Raw genomic sequence first — 11,218 nt, 5'->3', positions numbered from 1 at the left:
CATAACAATGAATGGAAAATGCATGCGATTGGCGAGACAGCTTCTGGCCGCACCTTCCACGACTTAATGCCTGCTATCACACCGCATGCGTAATTGACTTTAGACTTTAACTGGATTATTAACAATCTAGTTAAATAGTCTATTTCAAAAAAGAGCGGCCCATCTATCAATAGATGGGCCGCTCTTTTATGTTTATTACTTATAATTAAGAATACTATTTACGTCCACGCTTCCAGCTAAAGCCCCAGTTAAATGCTTTGTCCATTTCTTGGTGACCTTTAAAGTATTGGTTGATACGCTCAACATTGATACTGCCTTGCTGATTGACCAAACGGGCAATGGCACACATTGGTAGATTACCCGCACCTTCGGTCAAACGTGTCTCAATCGGTGATTGCTCTGGCACATGGATAGTCACAACCCCATCAGTTTTTTCCCAGTTAGGTGCGCCTTCGTAAATAAATGCAAAGATAAATACCTCTTCAATCTGCGACCATTGTTGACCGTTAATATCTAGCCATTCACCGCCGCTTACCTGCCCCGTTCTATCATCCGCACGTAGGCAGACGTAAGGCGCTGATTGCAAGCTACCAAAACGATTGCCCAGCGCTTGAATCAGGGTTTTTTCACCATTTTTTAGATGAATCATAGCGCCGACATCTAGATCGATACCGCTTGATTGATGCTGCTTAAACAGATCTCCCAGTATCCCTTTCTTGGGCGCTGCTTTATCACTTGGCGGGCGTTGGTTCCAGTCTAAATTGACTGATATTTTGCCAAAATCATCACGTTTTTTAAGATTAATGCTAGATTGGTTTTTTGTTAAGGTTATTTTACTTAAGTTAATCGAAGGGTTAGCAGGAATCGGTGGCGGCTTGTTAGCTTGAGAGGTGTTGCCTGCTTTTTGCGTATTGATTGATCGCTGCGTGTTGATAGGTTGAGGTTGGCTTTGTTCAGGGTTCTGATTTTGGGCAGGTACGTCATCAGCGATTTCCACACCGAAATGCTCAGATAAAGGTTTTAACCCTCCCTCAAATCCTTGGGCGATAAAACGAAATTTCCAGCTTCCTTGTCTGCGATAGCATTCAGCCAATATAATGGCTTTTTCATTACGGCCTGCGCTACTCAGCTGACAGGTCATCAGTACTTGACTGCCCTGCAAAACTTGAATGTCCACATCGCCAACTTGCGACAGTGTTTGCGCACTAGAGAACGCTAGGGCAATTTTCTCAATAGTTGCAGGCTGTGCAGACAAATTAACATCAAAAAACCCATCACTGTCATGACCACGGAAGCTAACGCTACCATCATCGCTACGTGTCTGACCATAAAATATCATGTCTCCATCACCGCGTACTTTTCCGTCATTAGTCAGGCGATAAGCGGCACAATCGATGGCATTTTGGCTTAAAATACGAATACTAATATTGTCAGTTGGTAATGGCGCATTGGCACCTGCAATTAGTTTTTGAGGTTGGTTTTGACTCATCATACGTCCTTTAGATTATTTATTATGCTGTTGTCATTGTCATGCCGACTATCATCATATAGTAGCATGGATATTATGAAAGTTTTGAATCAGGCAATCGTGATATAAGCGATAAAGTCATCCTTACAAATCCCTATGACTATTTTATTAGAGGCGTTTATAACGCATATCATTTGTATATAATACGTCCTATTAAACCGTATACCTTTGCTAATATTACTACTAGATTTGCAGTAGCAATATTGACTTACCCATTCCCATTCCCCTACACCTAACGATAACGCTGAGAGAATTATGAATAATCTTGCTGACAATAGTAACCCTTCAATACCAGTAGCAGCGTGGTTAGCTGAAGGTCAATCTAGCCAGCGTGATATGTTGGAGAGTTTACAAAGTCTAAAGAGCAAATCAAGCAGTCCTTCAAACAACCCTTTTCAAGTTATTGCCTCACACCGTCATGATAGACCTGAGATTTTCGAATTCGCTGATATGGCTTATCGTGAGCCAACTGACTCGATTGTAGATACTGACACCCAAATGACTAGCGAACCTGCTATACCACGCTGGCAGTTCGTATTGGAACAAGCTCAAAAGCATAACGTAAAAGTACTACTGACTGGGCGCAATGGTATTGATTATGAAGTGCATCGTGATAAATTTGTCGCTGCGGGTATTCGCTTATTGACGGGAGCAACCAGCGTAGCGGCACTAGAATCAATCGATGATAAATTTGCTTTTATGCAGCATTGTCACACTCATAACATTCCAGTGGCAGACGCATGGCGTTTTGATAATACGGCGGAGCTTGAGGTTTTATTAGCCGAGCATGGTGACCAGCCTCTATGTGTCAAACCTGTCGTCGGTATTTTCGCCCAAGGGTTTTGGCGACTAGACACGGGTAAAGCAGATAGTACTGCGTACGATAGCTTTGAGCACTTATATTTCACTGAAGAGAAAAAAATAAATACAGCCCAATTTGTGAATGCCTATGCTAACAGCGAAATGGTACACGATCGCCCTATTCCAATGTTGCTTATGCCTTATCTGTCAGGGCAAGAGTACTCTATCGATGTAGTTTGTGAATATGGTGAAGTCCTAGCTGCTGTCACTCGTCATAAAACCGGAAAAATACAACATGTTGGTTATGAGCAGTCTGTCATGGATGTCGTAATCCCATTGATTAAGGCTTTTGGCTGTGATGGTATCGTCAGTGTACAGACCAAAGCTGATGATAGCGGTCAGCACCGTGTTCTTGAGATCAATAGTCGTCCATCAGGTGGTATTGGTTATACTTCTCATAGTGGAACTGACCTGACGCAAGTCGGCTTTTCTTATTGGTTGGGGTTATCAGAGAGACCTAACTTAGAGACCAATATTCAGCATATTGAACCATGCCAAGTACGCTCTATTATGATGAGTGTCAAAATTGAAAAGGATGACGAATAAATAGTCCGCTAAGCATGCATATGATTAGTAAATGATTTGAACAAACACGAAAAAAGGTTTTTAGATATTAATCTAAAAACCTTTTTTTGGCTTCGTTTCTAAGGTGTATTAAAAACGAACGCTTTGAATTATTCACCAAACGCTAGTGTTGTTTGCTTAGGTGCGTTTTTAGAAGCAATGAACCATAACAAGCTCAATACAACGGCTGAACCGATGAAAATCATAATAGATGAAGAAATTGCACCTGCCTGTGTATAGTCCATCGGCATCACATGGTCAGTCATTGTCATTTCCATCGCGGCTATACCAGTGTAATGCATACCACAAACGGCAAGACCCATGATAAACGCACTACCAAAACGCTGTAATGAACCACGCAAATTAAATGCCAACCATAGTGCAGCGATAGCGGCTGCAATAGCAATCACAATTGATACCATTAATAACGGTATATTGTATGACATGGTAGCTTCCATTTGCATAGAGGCCATACCCGTATAATGCATAGCTGCGACACCAAGTCCAGTAAGCACACCACCACCGATCAGTTTACCAATGCTTGAATCACCGCGACCTACGATAAGGACACCGACAGCAACGAAACAAATCGCAAGTAGCATTGAGACAATCGTTAACCCTAAATCATAGGTAACAGGCATTTTCATATCTACTGCCATCATACCGATATAGTGCATAGACCAAATCGCACCCCCGATTGCAATCGAAGATAGCGCAACCCAAAAATATAAATCTGTTCCTGGCTTGGCAGAAGGAACTCGAATGGCTAGGTTTAGGCCGACATAAGAACCAAACACTGCAATGGCGTATGAGACCAACACCAAAAGTAAGTTATATTCAACTTCAATCATTTTTTTGCCTTTTATCTATCATAAAAACTGAGCCAAATAACGTTACTTCAATCACAACACAGTGCGTCATTCGCTCATTAGTATTTGTTTTACACAGACATTAGATTATCTATGCATAATATTTTTACCCAATGGTAAATTCGCAAATGTTGGTACTGCCCGCACCACAATTAGTTTCTTTAACCTGAACCATATCGACAGCAGGATTGCTTGCTAAAAAGCCTTCTATATAACCTACAATAAAATGGCATCCTGAGTGATTATGGTCTGACGATTTACAAAACGGACATTTGATTAAATAAATTACATTGTTCTTTGCTTTAACTTTAGAAAGCCCCTTTAGTGCTGGCACAAGTTCGCGAGTAATCGTAGTAGGCATCTTTAACGGACTACCAAGTGAATAATCACGTTGGTAAATTCCGCCACCAACCTTACGGCCCAACTCGTGCAATGCAGTCATGCGTTGATCACTGGGCAAACTATCTTCATACTGACCGACAATATCTGCTATTTTAGGGTAGTACGCGCCGATGGCTGATAGAACGCTCTTCTCATCCAATGTCTTTTTTGCAGGGGCAGCTGACGAGCCACCCTCGTCATCTATTTCTAGATTAAAAAGCGTACATCCTTCGATCGAAGATAAGTCATCGATTAAATCTTCCTGCGTTTTAGACCCCAGACTTCTTGCAATCACGTGAATGATGTTACCACCATTCTCTGAAGCCTCCTGTCTTTGGGAGACTAGCTGATAACCTGCTTTGATAAGCGGCGAAATAACATTGACCAAACGAATACGTTCAGAAGACGTTTCTAATGCACAAGAGAATTTCATAGAGCACTCCTTTTCTTAAAATACTGCTACGCTTTCTTCTATCAAGCTCTCTACATAAAGTAATTAACAAATATGAATAACGTTTTAAAGATCCGGCCAACTGACTTTCTCACAATATAAAAAATATTCAGACATCAACCACACAATAGTTTTTGTATATCTTTTATATTATAAGAAATGAAATATATTCAGTAGATGAAACTTCAATTTTATAGTTATTAAGCATATAAACGATTTAACAACTAGAAATTCATTAATCTTAAAGCAGTAATGAGCTTGAAAACAAGATTGAGATAAATATGTTTAAATAAACTACTATTCTTAAATTCTTATGATAACACTTACTCACAGTGAAGTTACTAAATAGCAATAGATTTTGATTGTATTATTACTGGAATTTTGTTTTGTAGCAATACACTATAAGGTATTGTCCGATAAATGGCTACATTAGCCGACAAATGGCTAGACTATAGAGCCACATCGTTGTTCTATAAAAATAATGTATTATTTAAAAAATCTTGACAACTATTTATATCTATCTATTTTGATATTTCTATTATGCAATTAACCTTAACTGTTTATTAAAACATCTATTACTGTTTTCTCTTGGTAGAATGATAGATGCAAAATAAAATCAAAACCCTTTATGTGGCCAGACTTTAGTCTCAAGGATAAAATCATTAAACAATAAAAATAATTATAATCGCGCAAATAAACTAAGGAAATGTGATGTCGAAGCAAGTTGAGTTAATGCTAGGGGCCAATACGGTTATCGAAAACACCAAATGTTCGATCGCATTTTCTACTACTAAACCATTAGAGTTTGGACAGCAGCTTGGACTATTGTGGTTGCCATTAGATGCCAATCGTAAAGCAGTTTGTAGTCCTGCTTATTTACATGAGTCTAAAGACTGGGCTCAGCTCGATAACAAGGATAATCCAAGTACATGGCAGTTAGATTTACCCCAGTTATTTGATAAAAATAATGTTAGTTTCTTACAACTGATTGCTTATGTTTATCATGATCCAAGCCTAAACTTGCCAGCGGTAGAGTTAAATGACGTAAGTCTCACGCTCAACAACGGGGATATTCACTATAACTTCACAACAAACGAGCGGCATGTCAAAGCAGCGATTATATTAGAAATATATCAGCGTAATGGGCATTTCAAATGTCGGGCGCTTGGTGAGGCATCAACGCAAGGCTTGGCGAGCCTTGAGCATCATGTACAGGTTGGTCTGGATGTTCGTCTACCTAGCACACATAGGCTTATTCAAGAAGCTCAACAGCAGCAGCGTACTCAACCAAACAATGAAGCTCGCCCTCCTCGTCAAGTACAAGCAGGCGAGACTTGGACAGGAACAGCGTTTGCTATTGATCCCTATCATTTGCTCACCTGCTATCATGTGATTGAGTCAGCAGCGATGGTTGGCGTACGTCAGCAAGGTCAGCCTGATCGCGAGGCACAAGTCGTACTCAGCGATATCGGAAGCGACTCAGCTATTATTAGAGTTAGTGATCCTTTGCCTAGCTACCTTTCATTAGCGCAGCAGTGTGTTGATATATTGGGTGAGACCATCACCACACTGGGGTTTCCGTTGTCAGGACTGAGTAGCCAACTGCAAGTCACTCAAGGCTGTATATCAGGATTGACAGGTTTAAATAACGATATCCGTCATATGCAATTCACCGCACCCATTCAGCCTGGATCTAGTGGTAGTCCTTTATTATTGCCGACTGGAGAGGTGGTCGGTATGGTCACATCCAGTCTGGTTCATGAACATGCACAAAATATGAACTATGCAGTGAAATTTCAGTTATTATCTGCCCTACTAGCGAGCGCTGGCATCAGTTTGGAGCACACGACTGATTTGATCAGTGCTACGCCTCTTACAACACCTCAGTTAAGCAAGCAAAGTCGCAGTGCCTTATGGCTGGTTGGCTGTCAGGGTTAAAAATCTACGACAACATATAATTAAAAGCACCAAGGAATATGAATGTTAAATGAGCAACACAGTACGACCATTACCCTACCCCGTGGTACGCTAGATCTGACTTATCAAACCAACTCAGCCATTAATAAATCAGCCACCAATAAAAATGGCGCAGAACAACACGAGCATTATCAATTAGAAGATTTGCTAGGATTTGCCCAGCGTATTAATCCAAAGCGTGCGTTTTTGTTTGTCTCAAAAGTGCTAGGTCGTCATATTCCCGTTGCGCCGAGCACTATGCGAAACGCATTTACTGATTTGGCTGATTTAGTGCCTAGTGACTTGGCCGAGCCAGTACTAGTCATTGGTATGGCAGAGACCGCTGTTGGTCTATCTGCTGGCGTCCATCAAGCATTGCAAACGCGCTATCCTCAAGCTCTGCTATTAAACTCTACGCGTCATGCACAGCACGATGACAGTAGTGATGCAAATGGTACTGACTCCTTGCTGACGACATTTTGTGAAGACCACAGTCATGCTAGCCAGCATTTGATTTATCAGAGCAAAGAGAACATCACTCAAGCGCAGCTACTGGCTAGTAAAACACTGATTATGGTCGATGATGAAGCCTCAACGGGCAATACCTGCGTTAATGTCGTCACGGCCCTACGTGAAGCAGGACTGAGCCAGTTAGAGCAAGTGCATCTAACAACATTGGTGGACTGGTCATTAGATCAAGAAAAACCTCACCCACAGTCAGATGCTAAACCTGCACGTATGGCGGATCGTCTCGCTGGTATTGAGTTTCATCGCCATCATTTACTGTCTGGTGCATGGCAATGGACAGATGCACCCCATCCTGAACCTATTACGATGCCATCGGTTGATACTACTGCCGCTGGTAGTCAGGTGCTCGGTGATACTGGTAATTGGGGGCGTTTTCCAACACTAGACAGTACTGATGGTTTTGATGACTATCTTTCGAGTTTTCAGGCGGCCTTTACCCGCTTCAATGATCAAGAAAGCTTTGATCTCATTCAGTTGCCAAAAAGAATCCTAGTATTGGGTAGCAATGAGTTTGTTTGGTTGCCATTTCTATTGGCTGAATGGCTTGAAATAGAGTCTAAAAGACTGAGCGGAGATACAGCTACCATGGTTAATTTTAGCGCATTAACACGTTCACCGATTGCGCTTGGTGGAGCGATTACCACGATGCTGAGCTTTAGCGACAATTATGGGCTTGGTATGACCAATTTTGCTTATAACGTTGAGCCTAGTGATTGGGATTTGATTGTGTTGTGTATAGAAACATCAGCTGATAGTGTGGATGCTATGTGGCGAGGTTTGGATAACGTGCTGGTGGTGAGCCCTAGTCTTTAAATTGCTCTCTAACTTTCAAACCTATTATTTACGGACTACACCATGACTACCTCATTTTTTAAAGCCAACCCAGACATTATTAAGCCTTATGCCTTGATGGATTTGGACGACACGCTATTCCAAACCCAGCGTAAAATTGACGCATGGGATTTGCCCACTACTGAGCCTGAGACTTTGGTTTGTGCGACGGTCAATAAACAAGACGAACCACTGAGTTTTATGAGTCAGCGCCAAGCAACCTTTTTTAATTGGCTACTTGCCAGCACCGAATTAGTTGTAGTAACGGCGCGGGATCGTAGTGAAATAAAACGTGTGAAGCTGCCCTTTGATAGCTGGCAAGTATTGACCCATGGAGCGATTATTTTAACGTCTGACGGAGCACTTTTAAGCAGTTGGCAGCAGCATATGTATAGTAAGCTCGCGCCATTGCAAGATAAGCTTAATAAATTAAGCGAATTGTTTGCCAGTCATAGTCAAAGCGAGCAAAGTCATTTAGTATTTACACCGCATATCGATAACTTTAACAATGGTTCTGTTGATGAAAATCTAACCATTTATCTGGCTATCAAACATGCGCAGAAAGATCATCAAGCGCTCGTAGATTTAGCTGAGAAACTACCCACTCTGATACGTGATTTTGATCAAGATTTCTATGTACATGTGAATGCTAATAACCTAGCGATATTGCCCCATGCGGTTCACAAGCGTCATGCGGTACAGTTTTTATTAGAGCATCATTTAGACCATCAGCGTCCCAGTTTTGGCTTTGGTGATAGCTTAGCTGATCTGCCTTTCTTACAGTTATTGGACTGGTACGGTATGCCCAACCACGGCCAATTGCATGAGCAATACCAGTCTAAATTGTCAGGCTAAACCATTAGTTTAAACAGCAGCCACGCAAATCCACTGTTATCATTAAGAGTGCTATTATTCATACTATGACTTTACCTAATATACAGATAAAAAGAGCCGATTTAAAAAACTATGGCTCAGGTAGCTATCTTGCAAGCGATGTCACTGTCCTACTCGACATGGTAGATAAGGACGCGGTTGCCGATGTGCCAGTCAGTCAAAAAGAAGCGCTTATCCAAAGCGGACAACGCCATTACTCTGACATGCTGACTTTAGAGCAAGCACCTACTGCAATGCATGAGCAGCTATACATACAGGCGTTAGAGCAAGGGTCAACAAGGACCGCGACCGATATCGCTCATTTGTCTCATACGCTACATCATGTTTTTCAGCAGAATGTGAGTGATGAGCACCCACTGGTTTTGGTCAGTTTGGTGCGAGCTGGTCTACCGATTGGTGTGTTATTGCAGCGTGCGCTGTCGGATACAGACAATAGCTATCACCTGCCAAGTGTACATTATGGCATCAGTATCATTCGGGATCGTGGTCTTGATCCAGTGGCCCTGCAAATACTACTGGATGCTTATCCAAACAGTCCGATTGTATTCGTCGATGGTTGGACAGGTAAAGGCGCTATTTATCAAGAGTTGGCTCGCAGTCTAGAGACGTTTAGTGACTCAACTCATGTTAATTTTGCCAACATTTTTCATCAAGGCGCTGACGTCATTCCGCTACTGACCCTTGCTGATCCGGCTGGCGTTGCTTGGCTGGCGGCAAGTGAAGAAGATTGGTTAATCCCGTCGGGTTTGTTAAACAGCACCGTATCGGGATTAATTTCACGCAGCTTGTATACAGAGCCGTCATCAGGCCTGCATCGCAGTGTTTTTTATGATGGTTTAATTGAGGTAGATCACAGCTTGGCATTTATCGAGCATATAGATGCAACGAGACGATCATTGGCTACTACTCCAGCGCGTCTACCGACTTATAAGCAGCCACGCTACCAGACTGCAGCGTTGATAGAGACGTTGGCCGCAGATTATCATATCGTCAATCGCAACCGTATTAAGCCGACTATTGCCGAGGCAACACGTGCCATATTACGCCGTGATCCAGAGCGTATATTGCTCGCCACTGCTGAGCACCCTGATACCATATTGCTACGCCATTTATGTGCGCAACGAAACATCACTATCAGTGTATTAGGTGATAAAATACTGCCTTATCAAGCCATCACGCTTATCAAGCAGCGCTCCCAAGACACTTAATACATTTACCAGTATTAAATACTTTCTTTTTCGCTCTCTTATACTCTCTACTTATGATGCCAATTATGTCAGATATGCTAAAAACCGAGTCAGACCTTTACAATGATACCCAATCTTATGCGCATCTGATCACTGAGCGTCATGCGATGGTCAAACCGCACACGCACCATCCATATCAGCTCGGTGCTAGCTTATACATGCCTGCGACTCGCCAAGATATTTGGCAAGTCATCAAGCGAGATAAATTACCGACGATTAATAGTATTATTATCTGTCTAGAGGATGCGGTCAGTCAGCAGGATGTAGAGTTGGCGCTTGAGCGTTTGCGAACCCTTTTGGATACTTGGGCAGAACATGTGAATAGCATCAATGCGCCATCTAAATCAGCGACGATTCATGCCCAGCATCCGACGCGTCCACTGGTCTTTATACGCCCACGTAGCCCGATGATGCTACAGCAACTGGCTGACTATACCCATATCGATCTGATCGATGGTTTCGTCATGCCAAAAGTCGATATGTATAGCTTATCTAACTGGCGCATGGCGTGTCAGAACCTAAAAGTAGATCAACTACTTATGCCGACGCTCGAAACCGCAGCGCTGTTTAATCCGCATCACAATCAGGAGCTTGCCATCGCTTTTAAAGAAGCATTTAGCCAACCAGTTTTTGCATTGCGTATCGGCGGTAATGACTTATTTGCAGCATTGCGCTTACGTCGCCCAAAAAACAGTATTGTCTATGACTCGCCTATCGGTACGTTGGCTTATCAAATGCTTGGCTGTTTTGTGCCGCATGGTTTTTATCTTACCGCGCCAGTATTTGAGTACTTGGATCAGCCGACGCTGTTTATGCAAGAGCTGAACCGAGACGTCAGCTTAGGGATGGTAGGCAAAACTGTCATTCATCCAAGCCAAATCGCCCTAGTACAGCAAGCTTACTGTGTGCCATTGAGTACACTGGATGAAGCACAAGCTATCCTTCACTCAGAAGCCAAAGCGGTGTTTAAGTACAATAATACGATGCTAGAGCCTGCGACGCACCGTGCTTGGGCGACTGAAATTGTTAATCGCGCAGAAGCCTTTGGAACTATCGATGACGGACATAGCCAGTACAGCTCACGAATGTAGCTGTCGTCGCTGATATA

The 11,218-nt window shown here is 42.5% G+C and carries 9 protein-coding genes and 1 pseudogene; 7 read left to right on the top strand and 3 right to left on the bottom strand.

What is annotated here, in order from left to right; genetic code table 11:
• Positions 1-93, top strand: a pseudogene (locus B2863_RS14645) (TerD family protein); the annotation flags it as partial.
• Between the two features lie 121 nt (positions 94-214).
• Here B2863_RS14645 and B2863_RS13885 read toward each other — a convergent pair.
• Positions 215-1,489, bottom strand: a complete 1,275-nt coding sequence (locus B2863_RS13885; RefSeq protein WP_296211585.1) for a TerD family protein — start codon at positions 1,487-1,489, stop codon at positions 215-217.
• A 294-nt stretch (positions 1,490-1,783) separates the two neighbouring features.
• Between B2863_RS13885 and B2863_RS13880 the strand changes: the two genes are divergently transcribed.
• Complete coding sequence (locus B2863_RS13880; RefSeq protein WP_296211583.1) at positions 1,784-2,935, top strand: ATP-grasp domain-containing protein; 1,152 nt, start codon at positions 1,784-1,786, stop codon at positions 2,933-2,935.
• 128 nt (positions 2,936-3,063) lie between these two features.
• On the opposite strand, the gene B2863_RS13875 is transcribed toward B2863_RS13880, so the two are convergent.
• Positions 3,064-3,804 carry an MHYT domain-containing protein gene (locus B2863_RS13875; protein WP_296211581.1) on the bottom strand — a complete coding sequence of 247 codons (741 nt, stop codon included), beginning with the start codon at positions 3,802-3,804 and terminating at the stop codon, positions 3,064-3,066.
• Between the two features lie 124 nt (positions 3,805-3,928).
• Positions 3,929-4,636, bottom strand: a complete 708-nt coding sequence (locus B2863_RS13870) for a hypothetical protein (RefSeq protein ID WP_296211579.1) — start codon at positions 4,634-4,636, stop codon at positions 3,929-3,931.
• A 729-nt stretch (positions 4,637-5,365) separates the two neighbouring features.
• On the opposite strand from B2863_RS13870, the gene B2863_RS13865 reads away from it, so the two are divergent.
• The 5 genes from B2863_RS13865 (at position 5,366) to B2863_RS13845 (ending at position 11,201) form a co-directional block, all read left to right on the top strand.
• On the top strand, positions 5,366-6,592 hold the full coding sequence (locus tag B2863_RS13865; RefSeq protein WP_296211577.1) for a S1 family peptidase: 1,227 nt from the start codon (positions 5,366-5,368) through the stop codon (positions 6,590-6,592).
• A 42-nt stretch (positions 6,593-6,634) separates the two neighbouring features.
• Complete coding sequence (locus B2863_RS13860; protein WP_296211575.1) at positions 6,635-7,951, top strand: phosphoribosyltransferase domain-containing protein; 1,317 nt, start codon at positions 6,635-6,637, stop codon at positions 7,949-7,951.
• A gap of 42 nt (positions 7,952-7,993) precedes the next feature.
• Positions 7,994-8,824, top strand: coding sequence for an HAD hydrolase family protein (locus B2863_RS13855; protein ID WP_296211573.1), 831 nt, complete (start codon positions 7,994-7,996; stop codon positions 8,822-8,824).
• A 65-nt stretch (positions 8,825-8,889) separates the two neighbouring features.
• Positions 8,890-10,071 (top strand): cysteine protease StiP domain-containing protein, encoded by a 1,182-nt coding sequence (locus B2863_RS13850; RefSeq protein ID WP_296211571.1) that lies wholly within the window; start codon positions 8,890-8,892, stop codon positions 10,069-10,071.
• A 65-nt stretch (positions 10,072-10,136) separates the two neighbouring features.
• A complete protein-coding gene (locus B2863_RS13845) occupies positions 10,137-11,201 on the top strand; it encodes an HpcH/HpaI aldolase/citrate lyase family protein (RefSeq protein WP_224737724.1) in 1,065 nt (354 codons plus the stop codon).
• Positions 11,202-11,218 lie beyond the last annotated feature (17 nt).

It is taken from the genome of Psychrobacter sp. UBA3480 (assembly GCF_002377945.1).
Classification (GTDB): domain Bacteria; phylum Pseudomonadota; class Gammaproteobacteria; order Pseudomonadales; family Moraxellaceae; genus Psychrobacter.
The sequence above is the reverse complement of the archived record's forward strand: the minus strand, read 5'-3'. Positions and strand labels throughout refer to the sequence as shown.

Excerpts from the sequence above, each read along its gene's own strand:
- B2863_RS13845 (WP_224737724.1), top strand. The coding sequence starts at position 10,137 with ATGTCAGATATGCTAAAAACCGAGTCAGACCTTTACAATGATACCCAA.
- B2863_RS13865 (WP_296211577.1), top strand. The coding sequence starts at position 5,366 with ATGTCGAAGCAAGTTGAGTTAATGCTAGGGGCCAATACGGTTATCGAA.
- B2863_RS13880 (WP_296211583.1), top strand. The coding sequence starts at position 1,784 with ATGAATAATCTTGCTGACAATAGTAACCCTTCAATACCAGTAGCAGCG.
- B2863_RS13875 (WP_296211581.1), bottom strand. The coding sequence starts at position 3,804 with ATGATTGAAGTTGAATATAACTTACTTTTGGTGTTGGTCTCATACGCC.
- B2863_RS13885 (WP_296211585.1), bottom strand. The coding sequence starts at position 1,489 with ATGAGTCAAAACCAACCTCAAAAACTAATTGCAGGTGCCAATGCGCCA.
- B2863_RS13870 (WP_296211579.1), bottom strand. The coding sequence starts at position 4,636 with ATGAAATTCTCTTGTGCATTAGAAACGTCTTCTGAACGTATTCGTTTG.
- B2863_RS13850 (WP_296211571.1), top strand. The coding sequence starts at position 8,890 with ATGACTTTACCTAATATACAGATAAAAAGAGCCGATTTAAAAAACTAT.
- B2863_RS13860 (WP_296211575.1), top strand. The coding sequence starts at position 6,635 with ATGTTAAATGAGCAACACAGTACGACCATTACCCTACCCCGTGGTACG.
- B2863_RS13855 (WP_296211573.1), top strand. The coding sequence starts at position 7,994 with ATGACTACCTCATTTTTTAAAGCCAACCCAGACATTATTAAGCCTTAT.